The organism is Streptomyces sp. NPDC003247, from assembly GCF_042888135.1.
In the GTDB taxonomy this organism is placed as follows: Bacteria; Actinomycetota; Actinomycetes; order Streptomycetales; family Streptomycetaceae; genus Streptomyces.
In genome coordinates this window covers 365,637-388,013 of record NZ_JBIAPF010000001.1, presented here as the reverse complement: position 1 = coordinate 388,013, position 22,377 = coordinate 365,637, and the positions used below count along the sequence as shown (strand labels likewise).

At 74.1% G+C, this 22,377-nt stretch carries 24 protein-coding genes and 1 pseudogene; 12 read left to right on the top strand and 13 right to left on the bottom strand.

What is annotated here, in order from left to right; all coding sequences use genetic code 11:
* The first annotated feature begins 31 nt into the window (after positions 1 to 31).
* On the top strand, positions 32 to 358 hold the full coding sequence (locus ACFYWQ_RS01660; RefSeq protein ID WP_389511780.1) for a nuclear transport factor 2 family protein: 327 nt from the start codon (positions 32 to 34) through the stop codon (positions 356 to 358).
* Between the two features lie 240 nt (positions 359 to 598).
* On the opposite strand, the gene ACFYWQ_RS01655 is transcribed toward ACFYWQ_RS01660, so the two are convergent.
* The 3 genes from ACFYWQ_RS01655 to ACFYWQ_RS01645 form a co-directional block, all read right to left on the bottom strand.
* Positions 599 to 1,285 (bottom strand): ABC transporter ATP-binding protein, encoded by a 687-nt coding sequence (locus ACFYWQ_RS01655; RefSeq protein ID WP_389511779.1) that lies wholly within the window; start codon positions 1,283 to 1,285, stop codon positions 599 to 601.
* A 45-nt stretch (positions 1,286 to 1,330) separates the two neighbouring features.
* Positions 1,331 to 2,803: an ABC transporter permease gene (locus tag ACFYWQ_RS01650; RefSeq protein ID WP_389511777.1), complete on the bottom strand. Its 1,473-nt coding sequence runs from the start codon at positions 2,801 to 2,803 to the stop codon at positions 1,331 to 1,333.
* 455 nt (positions 2,804 to 3,258) lie between these two features.
* Positions 3,259 to 4,032, bottom strand: a complete 774-nt coding sequence (locus ACFYWQ_RS01645; RefSeq protein ID WP_389511775.1) for an SDR family oxidoreductase — start codon at positions 4,030 to 4,032, stop codon at positions 3,259 to 3,261.
* Between the two features lie 145 nt (positions 4,033 to 4,177).
* On the opposite strand from ACFYWQ_RS01645, the gene ACFYWQ_RS01640 reads away from it, so the two are divergent.
* Positions 4,178 to 5,818: an alkaline phosphatase D family protein gene (locus tag ACFYWQ_RS01640; RefSeq protein ID WP_389511774.1), complete on the top strand. Its 1,641-nt coding sequence runs from the start codon at positions 4,178 to 4,180 to the stop codon at positions 5,816 to 5,818.
* 209 nt (positions 5,819 to 6,027) lie between these two features.
* Here the strand turns inward: ACFYWQ_RS01640 and ACFYWQ_RS01635 are convergent, their stop codons facing one another.
* From ACFYWQ_RS01635 to ACFYWQ_RS01625, 3 genes are all read right to left on the bottom strand, one after another.
* Entirely contained in the window at positions 6,028 to 6,990 is a 963-nt protein-coding gene (locus ACFYWQ_RS01635) for a small ribosomal subunit Rsm22 family protein (protein WP_389512850.1), read from the bottom strand.
* 459 nt (positions 6,991 to 7,449) lie between these two features.
* Entirely contained in the window at positions 7,450 to 8,574 is a 1,125-nt protein-coding gene (locus ACFYWQ_RS01630) for a serine hydrolase domain-containing protein (protein ID WP_389512848.1), read from the bottom strand.
* Entirely contained in the window at positions 8,571 to 10,103 is a 1,533-nt protein-coding gene (locus ACFYWQ_RS01625; protein WP_389511773.1) for a multidrug effflux MFS transporter, read from the bottom strand. The genes ACFYWQ_RS01630 and ACFYWQ_RS01625 overlap by 4 nt, the downstream gene beginning before the upstream one ends.
* A 105-nt stretch (positions 10,104 to 10,208) precedes the next feature.
* Between ACFYWQ_RS01625 and ACFYWQ_RS01620 the strand changes: the two genes are divergently transcribed.
* The 3 genes from ACFYWQ_RS01620 (at position 10,209) to ACFYWQ_RS01610 (ending at position 12,842) form a co-directional block, all read left to right on the top strand.
* Entirely contained in the window at positions 10,209 to 11,210 is a 1,002-nt protein-coding gene (locus ACFYWQ_RS01620) for a Gfo/Idh/MocA family protein (protein ID WP_389511772.1), read from the top strand.
* 147 nt (positions 11,211 to 11,357) lie between these two features.
* Positions 11,358 to 11,981 (top strand): TetR/AcrR family transcriptional regulator, encoded by a 624-nt coding sequence (locus tag ACFYWQ_RS01615; RefSeq protein ID WP_389511770.1) that lies wholly within the window; start codon positions 11,358 to 11,360, stop codon positions 11,979 to 11,981.
* A gap of 123 nt (positions 11,982 to 12,104) precedes the next feature.
* Complete coding sequence (locus ACFYWQ_RS01610; protein ID WP_389511768.1) at positions 12,105 to 12,842, top strand: bifunctional DNA primase/polymerase; 738 nt, start codon at positions 12,105 to 12,107, stop codon at positions 12,840 to 12,842.
* Between the two features lie 17 nt (positions 12,843 to 12,859).
* On the opposite strand, the gene ACFYWQ_RS01605 is transcribed toward ACFYWQ_RS01610, so the two are convergent.
* The 4 genes and pseudogenes from ACFYWQ_RS01605 to ACFYWQ_RS01590 all read right to left on the bottom strand — a co-directional run bounded on the left by ACFYWQ_RS01605 (position 12,860) and on the right by ACFYWQ_RS01590 (position 16,165).
* The gene (locus ACFYWQ_RS01605) at positions 12,860 to 13,885 is read right to left on the bottom strand and encodes a hypothetical protein (protein WP_389511766.1); all 1,026 of its coding nucleotides are present in this window, start codon (positions 13,883 to 13,885) and stop codon (positions 12,860 to 12,862) included.
* Positions 13,824 to 14,021 (bottom strand): annotated as a pseudogene (locus tag ACFYWQ_RS01600) (iron transporter); the annotation flags it as partial. The pseudogene ACFYWQ_RS01600 and the gene ACFYWQ_RS01605, both read right to left, overlap by 62 nt.
* 22 nt (positions 14,022 to 14,043) lie before the next feature.
* On the bottom strand, positions 14,044 to 14,862 hold the full coding sequence (locus ACFYWQ_RS01595) for a heme ABC transporter ATP-binding protein (RefSeq protein WP_389511764.1): 819 nt from the start codon (positions 14,860 to 14,862) through the stop codon (positions 14,044 to 14,046).
* 193 nt (positions 14,863 to 15,055) lie between these two features.
* On the bottom strand, positions 15,056 to 16,165 hold the full coding sequence (locus ACFYWQ_RS01590; RefSeq protein WP_389511762.1) for a FecCD family ABC transporter permease: 1,110 nt from the start codon (positions 16,163 to 16,165) through the stop codon (positions 15,056 to 15,058).
* Between the two features lie 174 nt (positions 16,166 to 16,339).
* On the opposite strand from ACFYWQ_RS01590, the gene ACFYWQ_RS01585 reads away from it, so the two are divergent.
* From ACFYWQ_RS01585 to ACFYWQ_RS01575, 3 genes are all read left to right on the top strand, one after another.
* On the top strand, positions 16,340 to 16,696 hold the full coding sequence (locus tag ACFYWQ_RS01585) for a hypothetical protein (protein WP_389511760.1): 357 nt from the start codon (positions 16,340 to 16,342) through the stop codon (positions 16,694 to 16,696).
* Between the two features lie 52 nt (positions 16,697 to 16,748).
* Positions 16,749 to 17,405 carry a PhzF family phenazine biosynthesis protein gene (locus tag ACFYWQ_RS01580; protein ID WP_389511759.1) on the top strand — a complete coding sequence of 219 codons (657 nt, stop codon included), beginning with the start codon at positions 16,749 to 16,751 and terminating at the stop codon, positions 17,403 to 17,405.
* Positions 17,406 to 17,633: 228 nt separating this feature from the next.
* Positions 17,634 to 18,101, top strand: coding sequence for a hypothetical protein (locus ACFYWQ_RS01575; protein WP_389511758.1), 468 nt, complete (start codon positions 17,634 to 17,636; stop codon positions 18,099 to 18,101).
* 62 nt (positions 18,102 to 18,163) lie between these two features.
* Here the strand turns inward: ACFYWQ_RS01575 and ACFYWQ_RS01570 are convergent, their stop codons facing one another.
* Both ACFYWQ_RS01570 and map read right to left on the bottom strand, forming a co-directional pair.
* Positions 18,164 to 18,811, bottom strand: a complete 648-nt coding sequence (locus ACFYWQ_RS01570) for a heme oxygenase (biliverdin-producing) (protein ID WP_389511757.1) — start codon at positions 18,809 to 18,811, stop codon at positions 18,164 to 18,166.
* Positions 18,812 to 19,004: 193 nt separating this feature from the next.
* The gene (gene map / locus ACFYWQ_RS01565; RefSeq protein ID WP_389511755.1) at positions 19,005 to 19,862 is read right to left on the bottom strand and encodes a type I methionyl aminopeptidase; all 858 of its coding nucleotides are present in this window, start codon (positions 19,860 to 19,862) and stop codon (positions 19,005 to 19,007) included.
* Positions 19,863 to 19,919: 57 nt separating this feature from the next.
* Between map and ACFYWQ_RS01560 the strand changes: the two genes are divergently transcribed.
* Complete coding sequence (locus tag ACFYWQ_RS01560; protein WP_389511754.1) at positions 19,920 to 20,147, top strand: hypothetical protein; 228 nt, start codon at positions 19,920 to 19,922, stop codon at positions 20,145 to 20,147.
* Between the two features lie 60 nt (positions 20,148 to 20,207).
* Here the strand turns inward: ACFYWQ_RS01560 and ACFYWQ_RS01555 are convergent, their stop codons facing one another.
* Entirely contained in the window at positions 20,208 to 20,807 is a 600-nt protein-coding gene (locus tag ACFYWQ_RS01555) for a hypothetical protein (protein WP_389511753.1), read from the bottom strand.
* Between the two features lie 176 nt (positions 20,808 to 20,983).
* Here ACFYWQ_RS01555 and npdG point away from each other — a divergent pair, with 176 nt between their 5' ends.
* The 3 genes from npdG to ACFYWQ_RS01540 all read left to right on the top strand — a co-directional run bounded on the left by npdG (position 20,984) and on the right by ACFYWQ_RS01540 (position 22,343).
* On the top strand, positions 20,984 to 21,700 hold the full coding sequence (npdG, locus tag ACFYWQ_RS01550; protein WP_389511751.1) for an NADPH-dependent F420 reductase: 717 nt from the start codon (positions 20,984 to 20,986) through the stop codon (positions 21,698 to 21,700).
* A gap of 135 nt (positions 21,701 to 21,835) precedes the next feature.
* Positions 21,836 to 22,015: a hypothetical protein gene (locus ACFYWQ_RS01545; protein ID WP_389511750.1), complete on the top strand. Its 180-nt coding sequence runs from the start codon at positions 21,836 to 21,838 to the stop codon at positions 22,013 to 22,015.
* A 58-nt stretch (positions 22,016 to 22,073) separates the two neighbouring features.
* Entirely contained in the window at positions 22,074 to 22,343 is a 270-nt protein-coding gene (locus ACFYWQ_RS01540) for a hypothetical protein (RefSeq protein WP_389511749.1), read from the top strand.
* Positions 22,344 to 22,377 lie beyond the last annotated feature (34 nt).

Sequence of the window (22,377 nt, the reverse complement as noted above, 5' to 3'; positions counted from 1 at the left end):
GGGTCCGCGGGGCGGTGTGAAGGTGAGCCGTATGACGATCCAGACCGGAAGACTCACCGACCCGGCCGTCCGGGCCTTCGTCTCCGCGGTGAACGCGCACGACCGGGAGGCGTTCATGAGCCTCCTGACGGCCGACGCGACCATGGCGGACGACGGCTCCGACCGCGACCTCGCCGAGTGGATCGATCGGGAGATCTTCTCCTCCCACGGCCACCTGGAGGTCGACAACGAGTCCGACGGCGGCCGGGCCCTCCTCGCCCGCTACAGCAACGACACCTGGGGCGAGATGCGCACCAAGTGGCGGTTCGTGGTGGAGGACGACGGGCGGATCTCCCGCTTCGAGACCGGGCAGGCGTAGCGGCCCGTTCGGCCCGTTCGGGGGGGCTCCTCCGTCCCACACGCGCGGGTCCGTCACACACGCGCGGGTCCGTCACACACGCGCGCGGGTCCGTCACACACGCGGCGGGCCGCCCACTGCCCGGCGGACGGCCGAGGTCGGCCGGGTGCTGGGGCGGTGAGCGGCCCTTGGGGAGGCTGCGTCAGGTACTGAGGCTGTTGTGTCAGGGACTGACGTCGCGGCAGGGGCCGACCGGGAGGGTCAGCGGCTGACCGCCTGCTCCTTCAGCGTCAGCTGCCCGGCCTTGATGGTGGCCAGGCGCGGGGCGCGGCGGGCGATGGACGAGTCGTGGGTGACCATGATGAACGTCAGCCCGTACTCCTGCCACAGCCCCTCCAGCAGGGTCATGATGTCGTCGCGGGTGCCCTCGTCGAGGTTGCCGGTGGGCTCGTCGGCGAGGAGGACCTTCGGCTTCTTCACCAGCGCGCGGGCGATGGCGACGCGCTGCTGCTGGCCGCCGGACATCTCGGACGGGACGTGCGACAGCCGCTCGCCCAGGCCGACCGACCGGAGCGCCTCCGCCGCGCGCTCGCGCCGCTCGGCCGGCTTCACGCCGAGCGGGACCAGGGCGGTCTCGACGTTCTCCTGGGCGGTCAGGGTGGGGATGAGGTTGAACGCCTGGAAGATGATGCCGATGTTCTCGGCGCGCACCCGGGTCAGCTTCGCCTCGCTGAGGCGGGCCAGGTCGACGCCGTCGAGTTCGACGCTGCCCTCGGACGGGCGGTCCAGGGCGCCGATCATCTGGAGCAGCGTGGACTTGCCGCCGCCGGTGGGACCCTGGATGACGAGCTGGTCGCCGTCCTCGATCGTGAGGTCGATGCCGCGCAGCGCCTCGACCGTCTCCTTGCCCCGCGTATAGCGCTTGGTCACGCCGGTGAGCTTGTACATGGACTTCTCCGTGATCCGTAATCCGTGAGGGAGGTGGCGGGCCGGTCAGGAAACGCTGCGCAGGGCGTCCGCCGGGCGCATCCGGGAGGCGCGCCAGCCGCCCATGGCACCGGCGATGAGACCGCCGGCGACCGCCAGGCCGACCGCGAGCGCGATGGTGGTGACGGAGACGGGCGCGGAGAGCGCGATCTCCAGGGTGTTGCCGGACGACTGACCGCCCATGCCACCGCCGCCCGGGCCGCCGCCCATGCCGCCGCCGCCCATGCCGCCGCCGGTGTTGCCGAGCTCGGCCGTCAGCGTCGGGCTGATCGCCGTCACCGTGTACGCCGCGGCCAGGCCGAGCGCGATGCCGAGGACGCCGCCGAGGAGGCCGTTGACGATGGACTCGCCGACCACCTGCCGGGTCACCCGGCGGCTCGGCCAGCCGAGCGCCTTCAGCGTGCCGAACTCGCGCACCCGGCGGGACACCGCGGAGGAGGTCAGCAGCGCGGCGACCAGGAACGCGGCCGCGAGCACGGCGATGGACAGCCACTTGCCGACGCCGGCCGCCAGGTCGGAGGCGGTGGAGAGGGAGCCGGAGACCGTGTCCGCGAGGTCGGCGGAGGTCGTCACCGTCGTACCGGAGATGTTCTTCTGGATCGCCGCCTTGACGGTGTCGATCTGCTGGGAGTCGGTCGCCTTGACGTAGATCGTGGTGACCTGGTCGGCCGCGTCGGCGAGGGTCTGCGCCTGCTTCAGCGGCAGGTAGACGTCCGTGGTGGACTCGCTGCTGTCGGGCGTCGCGACGCCGATGACCTTGTACTTGGTGCCGGAGATGGTCAGCGTGGAGCCGACCTTGTAGGAGTTCTCCTTGGCGTACGAGGCGCTGACGAGCGCGACCTTGGCGTCGGCCTGCGCGGTCGTGAACGTCTTGCCGGAGGTGATCTCCGTGCCGGCCAGCGGGCCGAGGTCCTGGTCGGTGACGTCGACGCCCGCCACGGAGTACGAGTTGACGTCGAAGGAGGCGCCGCCGCCCTGGACCTGCGGGGCCGCGGTGCTGTTGCCGCTGCCGCCGCCCGGGCCGCCCTGGCCCTGCGACTGGCCGCCGGAGGAGCTCTGCGCCTCACCGCGGGTGAAGGAGCCGTCGACCTTGGTGACGTTCAGGGTGAGCGCGCCGACCGCGGCCGCCACGCCCTTCTGCTTCGCGACCTTCGTCACGAGCGACGACTTCAGGGCCTGACCTCCCTGCGTCATCACACGGTCCGAGCTCTGCTCCTCGTCCTCGTCGGAGGAGGCGTCGAACTCGAATCTGGGGCCCTGGGAGCTGTTTCCGGTGGGCGCCGTACGGGCCTTGGTGACGGTCATGTCGGTGCCGAGGCCGTACAGCGACTGCAGGACCTTGTCCTGTGCCTGTGTCATGCCGGCCGACACCGAGTTGACGGTGATGACCAGCGCGATACCGAGCGCCAGACCCAGTGCGATGACCAGGGCCGCCTTCTTGCGCCGGCCCAGCTCGCGCTTGAGATAGATGCCAAACATCCCGTTCCTCGTCAGGTTCTTGGCGCCCGCTGTGGGCGCGGCATCAAATTAGGGAGAAACCTTTGAGTCGGCATGGGTAAAGGATGTGCATGGCCTGGGAATACCGGGGTATGGGATGAGAATTCCCTGAGCGTGCCCGAAGTGCCCCGAGGGGGCCCGAAGTGCCCCTGTGGCGCGGGCGGGTGTCCCGGTGGCGCGGGCGGGTGTCCCGGTGGTGCGGCAGCCGTTCCACGGTCCGGTGCGTACCCCGCGGCTCCGCGCGGGGTCCACCCCCACCCGGTGCCGTGGAACGGCTGCCCCTCCCCCCTCGATGTGGCTCGGTGGAACGTTCGTGCCTCACATGTGAACGTTCGGTGGAGGTAAGTCGAGCATAAGTCCGCTACCGGGCGCAATGGGGCGGAAGAGGAAGATCCGCTTGTGCAGGTCGATGAGGTGACGTCCTGTCGGGCGGGCGGTCAGCCCCGGCCCACGTACGGCATCGCCGTCGCCAGGACCGTCGCGAACTGCACGTTCGCCTCCAGCGGCAGCTCCGCCATGTGCCGCACGGTGCGGGCCACGTCGGCGACGTCCATCACCGGCTCCGGCACGGTCCTCCCGTCGGCCTGGAGCGCGCCCGTCGCCATCCGGGCCGTCATGTCGGTCGCCGCGTTGCCGATGTCGATCTGCCCGACCGCGATGCGGTACGGCCGCCCGTCCAGCGACAGCGACTTGGTGAGGCCGGTGAGGGCGTGCTTGGTCGCCGTGTAGGCGACGGAGTGCGGGCGGGGCGTGTGGGCCGAGACCGAGCCGTTGTTGATGATCCGTCCGCCCTGCGGATCCTGCTCCTTCATCTGCCGGTACGCCGCCTGCGCGCACAGGAACGCCCCGTTGAGGTTGGTGTCCACCACGTGCCGCCAGGCGTCGTAGGGGAGGTCCTCGACGGGCACGCCACCGGGGCCGAACGTGCCCGCGTTGTTGAACAGCAGGTCGAGCCGGCCGAACCGGGCCCGCACGGCGGCGAAGAGGGCCGTCACGTCGTCGGGGCGCGAGACGTCCGTCCGTACGGTGAGCGGCTCGGTCTCGGGCGCGGCCAGTGCGGCCGTCTCCGCCAGGGTCTCGGCGCGGCGGCCCGTGAGGACCACCGACCATCCCGTGCGGAGCAGTTCCACGGCCACGGCGCGGCCGATGCCGGACCCGGCGCCCGTGACCACGGCGATCTTCGACTGTACGTCAGTTCGCTTGGCGTTCATGGGCCCGCAGCGTACGGCAGTGCCCGCGATACGGAATGCTTCCGTCCGCCACCCGACTGTCGTCCACGCGCCCCTTCGGGGTCTTCACGGGGTCGCTCCCGGCCACTCCAATGCCTCCTGCATCCATCTTCAGGGGAGGACCGGAATGACACCCGCAGCACGCCCGTCCCAGCACGCCCCCGAACTCCGCGCCGCCGCCCGGCACATCGGCCGCCGCCGCTTCCTCACCGTCACCGGCGCGGCCGCCGCCCTCGCCTTCGCGGTCAACCTGCCCGCCGCCGGTGCCGCGGCCGCCGCCGAACTCGACCCCGCCCGGATCACCGACGACCCCTTCACCCTCGGGGTGGCCTCCGGCGACCCCCTGCCCGGCTCCGTGCTCCTGTGGACCCGCCTCGCCCCGGCCCCCTACCAGCCCGACGGCGGCCTGCCCGCGGAACGCGTCACCGTCCGCTGGGAACTGGCCCACGACGAGCACTTCCGACGCACCGTCAGACGCGGCACGGCCACCGCCCACCCCGAGTTCCACCACACCGTCCACGTCGAGGTCGGCCACCTGGACCCCGACCGCGTCTTCTACTACCGCTTCCGCGTGGGCGCCTGGACCAGCCCGACCGGCCGCACCCGCACCGCGCCCGCCACCCGCTCCCGCGTCGCGGACCTCACCCTCGCCGCCGTCTCCTGCCAGGCCTACGCCGACGGCTACTACACCGCGTACGGCCACCTCGCCCAGGACGACGTCGACGTCGTCTTCCACCTCGGCGACTACCTCTACGAGTACGCGGTCAACGCGGTCGGCAACTACCGCAACTACACCGACCGCACGCTCCCCGACCTGTTCGACCACGAGACGGTGACCCTGGAGGACTACCGCCTGCGGTACGCCCTCTACAAGTCCGACCCCGACCTGATGGCCGCGCACGCCGCGCACCCCTTCGTCGTCACCTGGGACGACCACGAGACCGAGAACAACTACGCCGGCGACACCCCCGAGAACACCGTCCCGCCGGAGGAGTTCCTGCTGCGCCGCGCCTCCGCCTACCGCGCCTACTGGGAGAACCAGCCGCTGCGCCGCCCCCAGCTCCCCGACGGCTCCGACATGCGGCTCTACCGCCGCCTCCACTGGGGCGACCTCGCCCAGTTCGACGTCCTCGACACCCGCCAGTACCGCTCCGACCAGGCCTACGGCGACGGCGCCCAGCTCCCCGGCCCCGACATCGACGACCCGTCCCGCACCATGACCGGCGCCACGCAGGAGCGCTGGCTGCTCGACGGCTGGCGCACGTCACGGGCGCTGTGGAACGTCGTACCGCAGCAGGTCACCTTCTCGCAGCGGAAGCTGGACCTGAACCCGGTCGCCAAGCTGTCGATGGACGCCTGGGACGGCTACCGCGCCTCCCGCCGCCGCGTCCTGGACGGCGCGGGGGCCGCCGGCGTCGACAACCTCATGGTCCTCACCGGTGACGTGCACGTCGGGTACGCCTTCGACATCAAGGACGACTTCGACGACCCGGCGTCCCGGACGCTGGGCACGGAGATCGTGGCCACCTCGATCGCCAGCGGCCGCGACGGCTCCGAGAAGCCCGCCAACTGGGCCACCTACACGGCCGCCAACCCGCACCTGAAGTTCTACGACGGGCGGCGCGGCTACGTCACCGTCGCCCTCGGCCGCGACCTCGCCCGCGCCGACTTCAAGACCGTCCCCTACGTCACCCGCACGGGCGCGCCGGTCACCACCGCCGCGTCCTTCGTCACCGAGGTGGGTGACCAGGGCCTCAAGCCGGCCTGACCCGGCCGGGGCCGCCCTAGGGGCCCGTCCTGCCGGCCGGGTCCGCCGTGCCCGGCCGGGACTTCCCTACGGGCTCGGGACCGCCGCGCCCCGCAGCGCCGGGACTTCCCTACGGGTCAGGACCGCCCTACCCGGCCGGGACCGCCTTACCTACGGGGCCGCAACCGCCGCGCCCGGCAGGCCGTCCTGCCCGGCGGCCGGGGGCCGCCCTACGGGGCCGGCGGCGGCCAGGCGTCGCCCCAGTCGGCGTCCCGCGCCGCCCGGTACAGCTCGCCGTGGCGTTTCGTCACCGTCGTCCGCTCCAGCCGCTCCTCGGCCCCGCACAGGTCGAGGAGCACCTGGCCCTTGCGGATCTGCGGCCGCCGGACGACGCGGGCGGGCGCCGGGGCGACGGGGAAGCGGGCGGCGGCGACGTACGAGAACTTCTCGTCCTCGTACGGCAGCGAACCGCCCTTGACCTGCCGGTGCAGCGAGGAACGGCTGACCCGCGCCGAGAAGTGGCACCAGTCGGTGCCCGGCGCGATCGGACAGGCGGCGCTGTGCGGGCAGGGGGCGGCGACGCGGAAACCGGCGGCGACGAGCCGGCCGCGGGCCTCGATGATCCGCGCGTAGCCGTCCGGGGTGCCCGGCTCGACGATCACCACGGCCTGCGCGGCGGCCGCGGCCGCGTCCACCAGGGCGGCGCGGTCGGCGGCGGACAGCTCGTTGAGGACGTAGGAGACGGTCACCAGGTCGGTGGCGTCGAGGGCGAGCGCCGCGCCGATGCGGGCGCGCTGCCAGCGGACGTCCCGCAGCGCCGGGTTCGCGCCCGCGATCTCCCGGCCCAGGGCCAGCGCCGGCTCCGCCCAGTCCAGGACGGTCACCGGGCGCTGCCCGCTCCAGGTCGCGCCGACCGCCCAGGTCGCCGCGCCGGTGCCGCCGCCGACGTCCACATGGCCACCGGGCACCCACCCGGGCACGGCGTCCGCGAACGCCTCCAGCGCCGACCGGACCGCCTCGAAGGTCGCCGGCATGCGGTACGCGGCGTACGCGGCCACATCGGCGCGGTCGCGCAGGATGGGCGCGTCGGTGGGCGTGGCCCCCCGGTAGTTGGCGATCAGCCGGTCCACGGCCTGCGCGGCCTGCTTGGGCGGGAGCCCGTCGAGGAGATCCGTGAGGGCGCCACGGAGCATCTCGGAGGCGGATACGGAGACGTTCACCCCACGATTTTCTCAGGTCCCGCACCCGGCCCCGACCCGCCGTCCCCCGCGGGGCGGCCGACACCCGCCTGCCCCTGGGCCGGGCGGGTTCACCGCACCGGGCTGCCGCCCCCCGCGGGGCAGTCGGCGCCCGCCTGCCCTCCGGCTCGGCGGGTTCACCGCATCGGGCCGCCGACCCCTGCGGGGCGGCCCGGCACCCGCCCGCCCCCGGGCCGCCGGGCTCACCGCGCCAAGCTGGCGTGCTTACCGTGCCGGGCCGCCGGGCTCACCGCGCCGGGCCGCCGGGCTCACCGCGCCAGGCTGGCGGGCTCACCGCACCGGGCCGGAAGGCTCACCGCGCCAAGCTGGCGGGCTCACCGCACCGCCGGGCTCACCGCGCCAAGCTGGAAGGCTCACCGCACCGCCGGGCCGCCCGCCCCCGGGCCGCCGGCCTCACCGCACCGCCCGTGCCAGGCGTGTCCCCGCCCGGGCCCGTGGCGCGCTGTCCGGTGGCCGGCGTACCGGATGCACCGTGTTCGCCAGCAGGACGAGGAAAATGTCCGTCGCCGGGTCCAGCACCAGCGACGTCCCCGTGAACCCCGTGTGGCCCGCGGCACCCCGGCCGGCGAGCTCCCCCATGAACCACGGCTGGTCCACCGCGAACCCCAGCCCCGGCGGCGTCAGCAGCAGTTCCGCGAAGTCCGGTCCGAGGACGCGGGCGGGCCCGTACGCGCCGCCCGCGAGCAGGGCCCGGCAGAACACGGCCAGGTCGCGGCCCGTGGAGAACAGGCCCGCGTGACCGGCCACCCCGCCCAGCGCCCAGGCGTTCTCGTCGTGCACCACGCCCCGCAGCGGACCCCGGTCGGCCTTGGCCCACGGGCGCCGCTGGTCCTCGGTGGCCGCCGCGCCGGGGCAGGGCCCGAAGCCGGTCGACGTCATGCCCAGCGGCCGGGTGATCCCGTCGCGCACGAGGACGTCCAGGCCGCGCCCGGTCATCCGCTCCAGGAGCTGCTGGAGCAGCAGCATGTTCAGGTCGGAGTACCGGTACGTGCCCGGCGCGTCCACCGGCGCCTCGGCGCGCAGCAGCTCCAGGCGCTCCGTGTCGTCCGCGCAGTCGTACAGCGGCAGCTCGGGACGGAGGCCGGAGGTGTGGGTGAGCAACTGGCGGACGGTGACGCCGTGGGCGGCGGCCGCGCGGAAGTCCGGCAGGTAGGCGCCGATCCGCGTGTCGATGCCGAGCGTGCCCCGCTCGATCTGCTGGACCGCCGCGACCGACGTGAACAGCTTGGTGAGGGAGGCCAGGTCGAACGGCGTGTCCACGGTCATCGCGACACGCCTGCCGGGCGGCAGCTCCACGCCCGCGCCGGCCTCGGGGTCGTACGCCGCGTAGCGCACCGCCCAGCCGGCCGCCCGCTGGACGGCGATCACCGGGCCGCGTCCGGCGACCACGACGGCGCCCGCCGCCCAGGGGCGGCCACCACGGGTGAGGCCCTCGACGTCCCACGCGAGGTGCCGTATCTCCTCGGGGTCGAGCCCGGCCCGCTCCGGGGTGTCGACGCGCAGGCGCGGTGCGCTCAGCTGTCCGCTCCCCGGTGCTCGGCCCCGCCCGCGCGGGCGGCGCCTCCGCTCTCCACCGCCGCCGTCCCCCTCCGGGGACGGCACAGGCCGGCGAAGCAGGCCAGCGCCACCAGCGTGGCCACCAGCTGTACGACGGCCATCGGCACGGCGGTGTCCTCGCCGGCGATCCCGACCAGCGGCGAGGCGATCGCGCCGATGAGGAAGGACGACGTCCCCAGCAGGGCGGACGCCGAGCCCGCGGAGTGGCGGACCCGCATCAGGGCGAGCGTCTGGGCGTTGGGCAGGGTGACGCCCATCGCGGACATCAGGACGAACAGGGCGGCGGCCACCGGGACCAGCCCCACCTCGCCGAACACCCCGGACGCCATCAGCAGCAGTGCCGTCGCCGCCAGCAGGACGACCACCAGACCGGCGACCAGCACCCGGTCCAGGCGGACCCGGCCCACCAGCACCTTGCCGTTGACCTGGCCGACCGCCACCAGCCCGATCGAGTTCAGGCCGAACAGCAGGCTGTACGTCTGCGGCGAGGCGCCGTAGATCTCCTGGACGACGAACGGCGAGGCCGAGATGTAGGCGAACAGGGCGGCGAAGGCGAAGCCGCCGGTGAGGAGGTAGCCGGTGAAGGGCAGGTCGGCGAGGAGGGCGCGCATCGAGCGCAGGGCCTCGCCCGCGCCGCCCGAGTGGCGTTCGGCGGGCGGCAGGGTCTCCGGGAGCCGCGCCGCCACCAGGCAGGCCAGCAGCGTCCCGACCACCGTCAGGACCACGAACACGCCCCGCCAGTCCGTCACCCGCAGGATCTGCCCGCCGATCAGCGGCGCCACCACCGGGGCCACCCCCGAGACCAGCATCAGGGTGGAGAAGAAGCGGGCCATCGCCACCCCGTCGTACAGGTCCCGCACCACCGCCCGCGCGATCACTATGCCCGCCGCGCCCGCGAGACCCTGCACCAGCCGGAACGCGATGAGCAGTCCGACGGTGGGCGCCAGCGCGCACAGGGCGGTGGCCAGGACGTACACGGCCAGTCCGCCGAGCAGGGGACGCCGGCGCCCCCAGCGGTCGCTCATCGGCCCGACCACCAGCTGCCCCAGGGCCATGCCGGCCAGACAGGCGGTCAGCGTGAGCTGGACGGTGGCGGCCGGCGCGTGCAGGGAGCGGGTGACCTCCGGGAGCGCCGGGAGGTACATGTCCATCGCCAGCGGGGGAGTGGCGGTCAGACCGGCCAGGAGGAGGACGACGAGCAGCCCGGTCCGCCGCTCGGCGGACGACGGCCCCGCCGTGCGTACCGGCGAGTCGGCCCGGCCCGCCGTGCGTCCCGGGGAGTCGGTCCGTCCCGCCGTGCGTCCCGGGGAGTCCGTCCGGCCCGCCGTGCGTCCCGGGGAGTCGGTCCGTCCCGCCGTGCGTACCGGGGAGTCCGTCCGGCCCGCCTGGCCTGCCCGGTCGGCCCCTCCCGCCTGCCCTGTCCGTCCCGCCCGTCCCGCCCGTTCCGGCCGCTCCGTCTCCGTGTCGACCGTGTCCGACCCGCCCGTCACTGGCGCCCCACCCTCGGGCATCTGGCCGCCCCTCCCTCTCCGACGTCTTCGCGACCTATGCTCTCAGCTCGAACGCACCGATGGGACGGCACGAGGGTGGGCGGGATGACGACGGACAGCGTGCGGTGGGGGATCCTGGCGACCGGCGGGATCGCCGCCGCCTTCACGGCGGACCTGATCGACCTGCCCGACGCGGAGGTCGTGGCGGTCGCCTCGCGCACCGACACCTCGGCGCGGGCCTTCGCCGAGCGCTTCGGGATACCCCGGGCGTACGGCGACTGGGAGTCGCTGGCCTGGGACGAGGACATCGATGTCGTCTACGTCGCCACCCCGCACTCCGCGCACCGGTCCGCCGCCGGCCTGTGCCTCAAGGCCGGGCGGAACGTGCTGTGCGAGAAGCCGTTCACGCTGAACGTGCGGGAGGCCGAGGAACTCGTCGCGCTCGCCCGCGACAACGGGCGCTTCCTCATGGAAGCCATGTGGATGTACTGCAACCCGCTGATCCGGCGTCTGAAGACGCTGGTCGACGACGGCGCGATCGGCGAGGTGCGGACCGTGCAGGCCGACTTCGGCCTCGAAGGCCCCTTCCCGCCCGCGCACCGGCTGCGCGACCCCGCCCAGGGCGGCGGCGCCCTCCTCGACCTCGGCGTCTACCCCGTCTCCTTCGCCCAGCTCCTGCTCGGCGAACCCTCGGGGGTCTCCGCCCGCGCCGTCCTCTCCGCCGAGGGCGTCGACCTCCAGACCGTCGCCGCCCTGTCCTGGGACTCCGGCGCGCTCGCCGCCCTGCACTGCTCCCTCGTCGGCGGCACCGGCACCTCAGCCTCCGTCACCGGCTCGCGCGGCCGCATCGACATCCCGTCCGGCTTCTTCCACCCCGACCGCCTCGTCCTGCACCGCGCCGGCCGGGACCCCGAGGAGTTCACCGCCGACCCGGCCGACGGGCCCCGCGCCACCATGCGCCACGAGGCCCGCGAGGTCATGCGCGCGCTGCGCGCCGGGGAGACCGAGTCGCCCCTCGTCCCCCTCGACGGCACCCTCGCCGTCCTGCGCACCCTGGACACGATCCGCCGCGACATCGGCGTCCGCTACCCGGGAGAGCCCGCGTAGCCGACGCCCCGCACTGCCCCGCGCCCCCGCCCCGCACCGACGCCTGCCCCCGTCCCGCCCCCCGCCCCCTGTCCCGCCCCCCCGTGCCCCCTTCCCGGCGGGCACGGGGCGAGACGGGGCGTCTCATGTGCTTGGTACCGTCGTCGCATGGTCACCCAGCCCGGAAAGCCGGCCCCCGACACCACCCGCCGCAGCGAGAAGTCCCGGCGGGCCATCTACGAGGCCGCCCTCGCGCTCGTCGGGGAGGTCGGGTACCCGAGGACCACGATCGAGGGCATCGCCGCCCGCGCCGGCGTCGGCAAGCAGACCATCTACCGGTGGTGGGGCTCCAAGGCCGACGTGCTGCTGGAGGCGTTCCTCGACCTGGGCGAGCAGGCGGCCGAGGCGGCGGGGCAGGTGCCGTACGCCATCCCGGACAGCGGGGACCTCGCCGCCGACCTCAAGGCCGTCCTGCGCGCCACCGTCGACGAGCTCCTCGACCCCCGCTTCGAGGCCCCGTCCCGCGCGCTGACCGCCGAGGGCCTGGTCAACGAGCAGCTCGGCCGCGAGTTCGTCACCAAGCTCCTCGAACCCAGCCTCCGGCTGTACGCCGACCGCCTGCGCTCCGCCCAGGCCGCCGGGGACGTCCGCGCCGACGTCGACCCGCGCATCGCCCTGGAACTCTTCGTCTCCCCGCTCGCCCAGCGCTGGCTCCAGCGCACCGGCCCCCTGTCGTACGCGTACACCGACACCCTCGTCGACTACGCCCTCCACGGACTCGCACCGCGATGACTCCCCGGGCCCCATCCGTCCCGCTGGTCCCACCTGCCCCGATTGGGTGCTCCGGACCCCCGATGCGCAAGATGGTGGGACCATAGGGCATGCTGTCCGCACCACGGCGAGGCAAGGGGATAGATGAGCGCGGAGTACGGCGGCCGCACCGGCCGGCAGGGCAAACTCTCCCAGTGGCTGCGCGGACGCCGTCCGAAGGAGGCCGCCGACGACGGCGGCCGTGAGGCCCTGCTGCTCGCCGCCGCCGGAGCGGGCCTGCCGCTCGCGCCCGCCGCGTACCCGGCCCCCGGCTACCGCTGCTCCTGCGACCGGGTCGGCTGTCCCACCCCCGCCCGGCACCCCGTGTCGTTCGCCTGGCAGACGCAGTCCACCACCGACCGCGCCCAGATCGAGCGCTGGGCCCGCCACCAGCCGCAGGCCAACTTCATCACCGCGACCGGCATGGTGCACGACGTCCTCGACGTGCCGCTGGAGGCCGGCCGGGAGGCACTCGACCGGCTGCTCGACGCGGGCGTCGAGGTCGGCCCGGTCGCCGCGAGCGACGACGGCCGCATGCTCTTCTTCACCCTCACCCGCGGCACCCCCGAGGACGAGGACGAGTGGTGGCCCTGCGAGCTGGACTGCCACCCCGAGACCATGGACGAGCACCCCGGCCTGCGCTGGCACTGCCGCGGCTCCTACGTCCTCGTCCCGCCCGCCCGGCTCCCCGGCGACGACGACCGCGCGGTGCACTGGGTCCGCGGCCCGGAGCACGCGCTGCCCGACCCGCTCACCCTCCTCGAGGTCCTCACCGACGCCTGCGCCCGCCACGTCGGCCAGGGGACCGGGCACCCGTCCGCGGCCTGGCCGCTGCGCCACTGAGGAGCGCGCCGAGGGAGCTACTCGCCCTTCGCCGCCGTCAGCCCCTCCAGTCGGCTGAGCAGTGACACCTTGCCGTTCCCGGAGCCCTTCGCCGGGTCCAGGGCCACCTCGTTGGCGACGAACTCCATCGTCAGGGACTGCTTGACCTCCCCGGTCGTCAGCGCCTGGACGTTCTCGTTCTGCGTCGGCACCGTCGCCCCCGCCGCGGCCGTCTGCTTCGTGTAGTGGTGCGTGCTGAAGAACACCAGCGCCCCGCCGTCCGCGGTGCGCAGCGCCAGCGGCGCGAAGTCACCGCTGGTCAGGGGCTGGTCGACGTACTGCGTGGCCAGTCCGGGCTTGCTGGAGTTCTTCTCCCGCGTGGCGCGCAGCTCGCTGGTGTACGTGCCGTCCGCGAAGGTCTCCCCGCCGTCGTGCAGGTAGGTCGCGTAGTCCTTGCTCAGGTCCTCCGGGGAGCGCGTCAGTTCCCCGGAGTCGGCGGGCACCGCCTCCGCCCAGCCGTCCTTGTCCTTGCTGAACTCCGGCAGCGCCCCCGGCGCCACCAGCGTCAGGTAGGCCGCCTGCCAGGGGTCCGCCAGACGGTTGCGGGTGAACACCAGCAGCCAGCGCACGTCACCGCCCTTGTTGGCCTGCGCGTCGGCGACGAACCAGCGCGGCCAGCCCGCCTTCTTGGGGATGGTGTACCGCACGTCCGTCAGCACCAGCGCCTTGTGCTGCGGGTTGCCGTCCGGGTGGTTGACCCGCCCCGCCTTCAGCCGCGCCGCGTCGATGGCGCCCAGCGCCCCGGTGGTGTGCTCGGCGTCGAGGGAAGCGTCGTACGCCGCGTCGGCCTTGTTGTACGCGGTCGTGAACTGCTCGACCGCCTTCGCGGCCTCGGCCCGGGTCGCCGCGGGGAGCACCACGCGCTCCCCGTGGACCACCACACAGCCGCTCGCCGTCAGTGAGACGGCGGTGAGCGAGACCGCTATGACTGCGTTCCGGTCGCGCCTGACGGGCCGTCGACGGCCGGTCGTCAGGCTGCGTTCCCCGGTGCGTTCCCTGGTCATCAGGTGTCTTCACCTTCCCCTTCCCGGAGGCGAACCCTACCGGGGCGGGGAACGGCGCGGACGCCGGGACCGGGTACAGCGGCCACACCGTGACCTGGCCGGCCACCGGGCCCGGCCGGCCGCCCGACTCGCCCCGGCGCGAGGGCGTGTCGGCCGGCTCAGGGGCTCCGCCTGGGGTTGACGAGGAGGGCGCCCGTCTCCGGGTGCGGCAGCACCTCGACCGGCTGGTCGTACACCTCCGTCAGCAGCGGCTCGGAGAAGACCTCGGCGGGCGGGCCGTCCGCGGCGACCCGCCCCGCGCGCAGCACCGCGACCCGGTGCGCGTAGGCCGCGGCGAGCCCCAGGTCGTGCAGGACGACGACCACCGCGTCGCCCGCCGCCGCCCGTTCCCGGCACAGCCCCAGCACCAGTTCCTGGTGCCGGAGGTCCAGGGCGGCGGTCGGCTCGTCGAGCAGCAGCAGCGGGGCGCGCTGGGCGAGGACCCGGGCGAGCGCGACCCGGGCCCGCTCGCCGCCGCTGAGCGCGGAGAAGGGGCGCGCGGAGAAGGCGGTCACCTCGGTGGCGGCCATCGCCCCGGCCACCGCCAGGTCGTCCTCCGCGGGGGAGGAGGCGTGCGGCGCCCGTCCCATCCGGACCACGTCCGCCACGCGGAACGGGAAGGAGAGCGTCGCCGCCTGCGGCAACACCGCCCGCCGCAGCGCCAGTTCGGGCGCCGTCCACTCCGTCGCCGGGCGCCCGTGGATCCGTACGACGCCCCGCGCGGCCGGCAGGTCGGCGGCGAGCGCGGCCAACAGGGTCGACTTTCCGGCGCCGTTGGGGCCGACGAGCGCGAGGACCTCACCGGCACGGACCCGTACGTCGACACCCCGCAGGACCTCGCGTCCGCCCAGCCGGACGTGGAGGGCTTCGGCCTCGGCGAGGACGTCGCCCGGGGCGGCGGGGGACGGCGGGGCCGGCCGGGGGCGGAGGAGTCTCATACGGGGGTTCCTCGGGGTTCCTTGAGGGAGGCGGACGGGGAGGGCGATCGGACCGGCCTGTGCAGGGGCACCGGCATCGGCGCTGCGGGCGGCGCCGGGACCAGGACGGGCACCGGCATCGGTACCGGCACCGGCATCGGTACCGGCATCGGTACCGGCGTCGGCGCTGTGGTCGGCGCGGGGCGGGCGGCCGTCACGCCCACCCGCCCTGTCTGCGGCGGGTCCTGCGCAGCAGCCAGAAGAAGAAGGGGCTGCCGAGGAGGGCGGTGAGGACCCCGAGGGGGAGTTCCGCGGGGACGGCTACCGTGCGGGACACCAGGTCGGCGGCGAGCAGCACCAGAGCGCCGAGCAGGGCGCTGCCCGGGACCAGGAACCGGTGTCCCGGCCCCGCGGCCATCCGCAGCAGGTGCGGCACGACCAGGCCGACGAAGCCGATGATCCCGGACACGCTCACCGCGGCCGCGGTCAGCAGCGCGACGACGAGGATCAGCACGATCCGCAGCCGCTCCACGTCCACGCCCAGGTGCCGGGCCGGCCGTTCGCCGAGCGCCAGCAGGTCCAGGCGCCGGGAGTACAGGGGCGCGAGGGCCAGGCCGATCACCGCGCACGGCAGCACCGCGAGCACCTTCGGCCAGGTCGCCTGGGAGAGCGAGCCGAGCTGCCAGAAGGTGATCTGCTGGATCGCCGCGGTGTCCGCGAAGAAGAGGCACAGCCCGATCAGCGCCCCCGCGAAGGCGTTCACCGCGATCCCGGTGAGGATCAGCGTCACCACCTCCGTACGCCCGCCGGACCGCGACATCACGTACACCAGCAGGACCGTGCCGAGACCGGCGGCGAAGGCGAAGGCGGACACCGTCCAGGTGCCGAGGAAGTGCACGCCGAACGCGATCGCGGCGACCGCGCCGACCGCCGCGCCGGAGGAGATGCCGATGACGCCGGGCTCGGCCAGGGGGTTGCCGAACACGCCCTGCATCAACGCTCCCGCGCACCCCAGCGAGGCCCCGACGAGCAGCGCGAGGACGATCCTCGGGAACCGCACGTTCCACAGCACCGACTCCGCGACCCGGTCCAACTCCCCGCCCCCGAGCCCGATCCGGTGCTGCACGGAGGACAACGCGTCCCCGACGGGCACCGGATACGCCCCGAGCCCGGCGGCGACCGGCACGAGGACGAGCAGGCCCACGACCAGCCCGGCGGTCAGCAGCCCGGCGGTCCCGCGCCGCCCGCGCGGGGCCGTGGCCGCGGGTGCGGCGGCGGGCTCGGTGGGCTCGACCGGCTCGACGGCCTCCTCCAGGAGGGTCATACGGCACCCTCCGGGGCGTACCGCTGTCCGGCGTCCGGTCTCGGTGAGCGTCGCACTGTCTGTCCGTTCCTTCCGGTCCGCCGATGGTCCCGGGCAGTGAAGAGCCGGGCAGGAAAATAGCTTAGGTTAGCCTTACCTTTATTCGCTACCGGTTGTCACCCCGGAGGACCCCCCATGCCCGCGCACCCCCGTGCCCTGGTCGCCGCCGTACCCCCGGCCCTCGCCGTGACCTGCGCGGCCCTGACGGCGGTCCTGCTCCCGGCCGGCGCCTCCCACGCCGCGACCCGCGCCCCGCAGGGCGTCGCGTCCTACGCCGTCAGCGACGGCCTCCGCCGGACACTCGCCGACGTCCGCGTCACCGTGCGGCGCGGCGGGGGCGGCGATGCCGCGACGGGCGACGCGATCGGCAGCGGCACCGGCCCGGCCGGCTCCGACGTACCGGTCGGCGCCCTCGGAACGGCGTCCGCGGCGACGGTCCTCGCGGGCGCCGGGGTGGTGTTCGCGGTGCGCAGGCGCTCCTCGGACACCTGACCTGCTCCGACCTGGGGCGCTCTCATGGCCCGCGCGATGCTTCAATTCCCCCGTGACTGACTACGACGTGCTCCGCGTCTTCTGCGCGCCCAACGGCGGATACGGCAACGAGCTGGGTGTCGTCCGTGACGGCTCCCGCGTGCCCGAGCGGAGCGACCGGCAGGAGATCGCGGCGAAACTCGGCTTCAGCGAGACCGTGTTCGTCGACGACCCCGAGCGCGGGGTCATCGACATCTACACCCCCACCCTGCGCCTGCCCTTCGCCGGCCACCCCTGCGTCGGCACGGCCTGGCTGCTCGACGTCCCCGAACTCGTCACCCCCGCCGGGGTCGTCGGCGTCCGCCTGGACGGCGAGTTCAGCTGGATCGAGGCGCGCGCCGAGTGGGCCCCGCCGCGCACCCTCCGCCAGTACGCCACCGCCGCCGAGGTGGACGACCTGGCCGTACCGCCGCCCGGCGAGTGGGTCTACGCCTGGGCGTGGGAGGACGAGCCGGCCGGGCGGATCCGCGCGCGGGCGTTCCCCGGCCGCGACGACGGCATCGAGGAGGACGAGGCGACCGGCGCGGCGGCCCTCCTCCTCACGGAACGGCTGGGCCGGGCCCTCAACATCACCCAGGGCGCGGGCTCACAGATCCTGACGGCCCCTCAGCCGCACGGCTGGGTCGAGATCGGCGGGCGGGTCTACCTGGAGCGCTGTCCGGAACGCTGACCGGAGCGCCGGGCAGGTGGCGACACCGGTGGCGATACGGTCCCGTGGTCGGTCCCGGCGCCGGTCGTGGGGGCGGTCGCGATGCCGGCGCGGCCCGGAGGGCGGCCGCTCGGCGGCCGCTCGGCGTCCGTGGTCATTCGCACCTCCGTACGGGTGGTCCCGCGTGTGCGCGCTGTGGCGAGCGGGGACCGATGGGCGTGACCACTCAGCCTCCGTGAGAGGAGCATCATGCGTATCCGATCTGCCCTGGCCGCTGCCGCCCTGGGCGTCGCCCTGACCGCCGCCGGCGCCACGAGCGCCACCGCCGACGACGGGCACCGCACCTCGGACAAGGGCGACCACGCCTCCTGCAGCTCGTACATCGGCGGGATCGACACGGTCTCCAGCGACATCTTCTGGGCGGGCGTCAACTGCCACGACGGCCTCGGCTTCCTCCCCGGGAGCTACCGCTCCGCCGGCCACGAGCGCTCCTCGGACCATGACCGCTCCTCGGGCCACGGCTACTCCTCGGACCACGACCGCTCCTCGGGCCACGGCTCCTCCTCGGACCACGACCCTCGTTCCGAGCACGGTCGTTACCCGGACGGCAAGCGTCCGTCGGGCCACGAGGGCTCCTCGGGTCACGAGGGCTCCTCGGGCCGCGAGCGTCCCGCGGACCACGACGACTCCTCCGGCTACGGCCACCACCAGGACTGAGACGACATCGGGCCCGCCCCTCCCCGGTGGAGGCGCGGGCCCGGTCGTGTCCTCGCCGGCCCTCACGCCGACAGCGGGAACTCCTCGCCCAGCGCCCGGAACACCGCCGTGTTCAGCGCGAACGCCCGCTTGCACTCGGCCACGATCCGCTGCTTCTCCAGGTCGTCCGCGTCCACCGCGTCCAGCAGCTCCCGGTAACCCCGCTTGAACGCGGCCGGGTTGGTGACGTTCTCGAAGACGTAGAACCGGACGCCGTCGCCCTTCTTCTCGAAGCCCCAGGTCCGCTCCGCCTTGTCGCGGATGATCTGCCCACCGGAGAGGTCCCCGAGGTAACGGGTGTAGTGGTGGGCGATGTACCCGGCCGGCCACCGCTCGGCGCACTCGCGCACCCGCTCCGCGTACGCCCGGGTCGCCGGGAGCGCCGACAGGCCCGCCCGCCAGCCGGGTCCCCGCAGGTGCGCCAGGTCCCGCTCCAGCGCCGTGAGGCGGAACAGCTCCGGCTGGACGAACGGCCCGGCCACCGGGTCCGACGCCAGCCGCTCGGTCCCGGTCTCCAGTGCCTCGTACACGAACCACAGCTGCTCGGTGTAGCGCGCGTACGCGTCGACGCCGAGCCGGTCGCCGAGCAGATCGCTCATGAACGTCGAGGTCTCGGCCTCCACGTGCTGCTCGTGGGACGCGGTGCGGATGACTGTCGAGAAGGAGTCCATACCTCAGATCTTTTATGGTTAGGCTTACCTAAGTCAACGCCTTGCCGACCTTCTGTCGGTAAGTTTACCGACGCCGGGTCGGTAAAAACCTCTGACCCGAACTTACCCCGGCAACGCGGAACCCGCCCTCCGGGGGAGAGCGGGTTCGCACAATGTCGGGTCCGGGGCGGTGTCCGGTCCCCGTAGGGGCGGGTCAGGGCAGGGTGAGGATCTCCGTGCCCGTCTCGGTCACGACCAGCGTGTGCTCGAACTGGGCCGTCCGCCTGCGGTCCTTCGTCACGACCGTCCAGCCGTCGTCCCACATGTCGTACTCGTGCGTGCCCAGCGTCAGCATCGGCTCGATGGTGAAGGTCATCCCGGGCTGGATCACGGTCGTGGCGTGCGGGCTGTCGTAGTGCGGGATGATCAGCCCGGAGTGGAACGACGAGTTGATGCCGTGGCCCGTGAAGTCCCGGACGACCCCGTACCCGAACCGCTTGGCGTACGACTCGATGACCCGGCCGATGATGTTGATCTGCCGGCCCGGCTTGACCGCCTTGATCGCGCGGTTCAGGGACTCCCGGGTCCGCTCCACCAGCAGCCGGCTCTCCTCGTCGACGTCCCCGACGAGGTAGGTGGCGTTGTTGTCGCCGTGCACCCCGCCGATGTACGCGGTCACGTCGAGGTTGACGATGTCGCCGTCGCGCAGCACCGTCGAGTCGGGGATGCCGTGGCAGATGACCTCGTTGACGCTCGTGCACAGCGACTTGGGGAAACCGCGGTAGCCGAGCGTCGAGGGGTAGGCGCCGTGGTCGCACATGTACGCGTGCGCCACCTTGTCCAGTTCGTCGGTGGTGACGCCCGGCGCGATCAGCTTCGCCGCCTCCGCCATGGCACGGGCGGCGATCCGCCCGGCGACGCGCATGGCCTCGATCGTCTCGGGCGTCTGCACCTCCGGCCCGGTGTACGGGGTCGGCGCGGGCTTGCCGACGTACTCGGGGCGGCGGATGTTTCCGGGCACGGAACGGGTGGGGGACAGCTCCCCGGGGACGAGCAGCGACTGGCCAGACATGCGGCGAGTCTAACCAGCGGGCATGGGGGAACATGACGGTGGCGAGAGGAGCTGGTCATGCCCCTGTTCAAGAAGCGGACCGTCGGCAAGCCGGGCGAGTGGTACTACTGCCTGGAGCACAAGAAGGTCGAGGAGGGGCCGGACTGCCCGGCCAAGGACCGGTTCGGCCCGTACCCGACCCGAGGCGAGGCCGAGCACGCGATGGCGACCGCCCGCGAGCGCAACCTCCAGTGGGAGAACGACCCCCGGTGGCACGACGCCCCGGCGACCACGGACGACGACTGACCCGCCCGCGCGGGGCCGGCGGTCGTGTCCGCGCGTCCCTACCGGCCGCCTGCCCCGCGCTCACCAGGAGGCGGGCGGCGGTGCGGTCAGGGACTCCGCCAGCCGGGAGAGGCGGTCCCGGAAGCGCCGGCGCCCGCGCGGGGAGGGCACCGTGTGCTCGCCCGCCGCCGCGCTCACCAGGTGCTGCACGGTGTCCAGGTCGAGCTCCGCGCCGTCCGGCACGGCCAGCGCCTCGTGCGCCAGCGCCGTCAGCTCCGCCCCGCCCGGACCGAGGGCCAGCACGGTCACCCCGGCCCGCCGCGCGTCCGCCACCCGCTCCAGCAGCGGCGCGTCCCCCTCCGGCGACACCACCAGCAGGGTCTCGCCGCGCCGGGCGGCGTCGATCCGGCCCGGACCGACCGCGAGGTGTGCCGGGTCCGTGGGCCGCGCGTCGAGCCGCACCAGGGTGGGGGCCAGCTCCGGCGTGCCCGACCAGGCGGCCTCGTCGACCAGATGGGCCGCCAGGTGCCACGGTTCGTAGGCCGCGCTGCCCACCAGCAGCAGCCCGCCCCCGTGCTGCACCACGGACCCGCGCAGCACCGCGGCGAACCTGCGCGTGGCCCCCAGCCACTGCGTCCCGGCGAGCACCTCGCGCAGCAGCGCGACCCGTACGGCGTCCATGCGACCGCATGGTGCCGCAACCCGCCCGTCCCCGCCCGGTGTTCGCCGCCGATTCCCCCGACCCGGGGAACGTGACGGCCGCCACGCCCGGCGTGTCGCGGGGATCACCCCGGGGCCGCGCCCCCGCGGCGCCCCCGCGCCCCGTCCGGGCGCCGCCGCGCACGTACAGTCGGCCCATGACCTCTACCGACAGCGCACAGACCGCCCCCGCGAAGGCCCCCGCCAAGGATCCGTGGGACCTCCCCGACGTCTCCGGGCTCGTCGTCGGCGTGCTCGGCGGGACCGGGCCGCAGGGCAAGGGCCTCGCGTACCGCCTCGCCAAGGCCGGACAGAAGGTGATCATCGGCTCCCGGGCCGCCGACCGCGCCCGGACCGCCGCCGACGAGCTCGGCCACGGCGTCGAGGGCGCCGACAACGCCGAGACCGCGCGCCGCAGCGACATCGTGATCGTCGCCGTGCCGTGGGACGGCCACGGCGCGACTCTGGAGTCCCTGCGCGAGGAGCTCGCGGGCAAGCTCGTCGTCGACTGCGTCAACCCGCTCGGCTTCGACAAGCAGGGCGCCTACGCGCTCAAGCCGGAGGAGGGCAGCGCCGCCGAGCAGGCCGCCGCCCTGCTGCCCGACTCCCGGGTCACCGCCGCCTTCCACCACCTGTCGGCCGTGCTGCTCCAGGACCCGGAGATCGACGAGATCGACACGGACGTCATGGTCCTCGGCGAGGCCCGCGCCGACGTCGAGACCGTGCAGGCGCTCGCCGGCCGCATCCCCGGCATGCGCGGCATCTTCGCGGGCCGCCTGCGCAACGCCCACCAGGTCGAGTCGCTGGTCGCCAACCTGATCTCCGTCAACCGCCGCTACAAGGCGCACGCGGGGCTGCGCGTCACCGACGTGTGAGCCGCGCTCCGGCATGGGGGACACTGGACGGCACCAGCAGTGTCCCCCACGGGACCCCCACGGGACCCCCCACGGGCCCCCTCACGGGTCTCCCCACGGGACCTCCGACAGGACCCCGACAGGAGAACGACCCCCATGCCCCGCCTCGCCCTCTTCACCCTCGTCGTCTGCCTCCTCGCCGTCGCCGCCGCGGTCGTCTCCTTCGCGCACGGCAGCTGGCTGGGCGTCGTCTGGGTGCTGCTGGCGGGGCTGTCGTCCAACATGACCTGGTACTACGTCAAGCGCGAGAAGCTCCGCCGGTCCGTCACGCGCTGACCGCGCACGCGCGGCCGTCGCAGCGTGGCAGGAGCGGCACGACGTCCTGGACGCGCGCTTGGCGGAGCTGGAAGCCCGTCCGAAGACGGAGGCGCGCGTCGTCGCCAAGGAGCAGTCAGTCACCTATGCGCAGATGTGGGAGGCGAGCGACGACCGCGAACGGCGTGCGTTGCTGACGGACTGCGGCGTCGTCGTCAGCGTGAAACGAGGGACCCGCGGCGGGTGGCGGAAGCTGGACGAGTCCCGCGTCTCGTTCGACGTCACGGCCGAATTCTTCGCCGACGCTGCGGCGGAGCTGGAGGCTCTGGCCGACGAGCTCGCGAGCTAGGAGCGTGTCTCAGTAACGAGCAAGCGGCCCGCTG

Excerpts from the sequence above, each read along its gene's own strand:
- ACFYWQ_RS01660 (WP_389511780.1), top strand. The coding sequence starts at position 32 with ATGACGATCCAGACCGGAAGACTCACCGACCCGGCCGTCCGGGCCTTC.
- ACFYWQ_RS01655 (WP_389511779.1), bottom strand. The coding sequence starts at position 1,285 with ATGTACAAGCTCACCGGCGTGACCAAGCGCTATACGCGGGGCAAGGAG.
- ACFYWQ_RS01650 (WP_389511777.1), bottom strand. The coding sequence starts at position 2,803 with ATGTTTGGCATCTATCTCAAGCGCGAGCTGGGCCGGCGCAAGAAGGCG.
- ACFYWQ_RS01645 (WP_389511775.1), bottom strand. The coding sequence starts at position 4,032 with ATGAACGCCAAGCGAACTGACGTACAGTCGAAGATCGCCGTGGTCACG.
- ACFYWQ_RS01640 (WP_389511774.1), top strand. The coding sequence starts at position 4,178 with ATGACACCCGCAGCACGCCCGTCCCAGCACGCCCCCGAACTCCGCGCC.
- ACFYWQ_RS01635 (WP_389512850.1), bottom strand. The coding sequence starts at position 6,990 with ATGCTCCGTGGCGCCCTCACGGATCTCCTCGACGGGCTCCCGCCCAAG.
- ACFYWQ_RS01620 (WP_389511772.1), top strand. The coding sequence starts at position 10,209 with ATGACGACGGACAGCGTGCGGTGGGGGATCCTGGCGACCGGCGGGATC.
- ACFYWQ_RS01615 (WP_389511770.1), top strand. The coding sequence starts at position 11,358 with ATGGTCACCCAGCCCGGAAAGCCGGCCCCCGACACCACCCGCCGCAGC.
- ACFYWQ_RS01610 (WP_389511768.1), top strand. The coding sequence starts at position 12,105 with ATGAGCGCGGAGTACGGCGGCCGCACCGGCCGGCAGGGCAAACTCTCC.
- ACFYWQ_RS01605 (WP_389511766.1), bottom strand. The coding sequence starts at position 13,885 with ATGACCAGGGAACGCACCGGGGAACGCAGCCTGACGACCGGCCGTCGA.
- ACFYWQ_RS01595 (WP_389511764.1), bottom strand. The coding sequence starts at position 14,862 with ATGAGACTCCTCCGCCCCCGGCCGGCCCCGCCGTCCCCCGCCGCCCCG.
- ACFYWQ_RS01590 (WP_389511762.1), bottom strand. The coding sequence starts at position 16,165 with ATGACCCTCCTGGAGGAGGCCGTCGAGCCGGTCGAGCCCACCGAGCCC.
- ACFYWQ_RS01585 (WP_389511760.1), top strand. The coding sequence starts at position 16,340 with ATGCCCGCGCACCCCCGTGCCCTGGTCGCCGCCGTACCCCCGGCCCTC.
- ACFYWQ_RS01575 (WP_389511758.1), top strand. The coding sequence starts at position 17,634 with ATGCGTATCCGATCTGCCCTGGCCGCTGCCGCCCTGGGCGTCGCCCTG.
- ACFYWQ_RS01570 (WP_389511757.1), bottom strand. The coding sequence starts at position 18,811 with ATGGACTCCTTCTCGACAGTCATCCGCACCGCGTCCCACGAGCAGCAC.
- map (WP_389511755.1), bottom strand. The coding sequence starts at position 19,862 with ATGTCTGGCCAGTCGCTGCTCGTCCCCGGGGAGCTGTCCCCCACCCGT.
- ACFYWQ_RS01560 (WP_389511754.1), top strand. The coding sequence starts at position 19,920 with ATGCCCCTGTTCAAGAAGCGGACCGTCGGCAAGCCGGGCGAGTGGTAC.
- ACFYWQ_RS01555 (WP_389511753.1), bottom strand. The coding sequence starts at position 20,807 with ATGGACGCCGTACGGGTCGCGCTGCTGCGCGAGGTGCTCGCCGGGACG.
- npdG (WP_389511751.1), top strand. The coding sequence starts at position 20,984 with ATGACCTCTACCGACAGCGCACAGACCGCCCCCGCGAAGGCCCCCGCC.
- ACFYWQ_RS01545 (WP_389511750.1), top strand. The coding sequence starts at position 21,836 with ATGCCCCGCCTCGCCCTCTTCACCCTCGTCGTCTGCCTCCTCGCCGTC.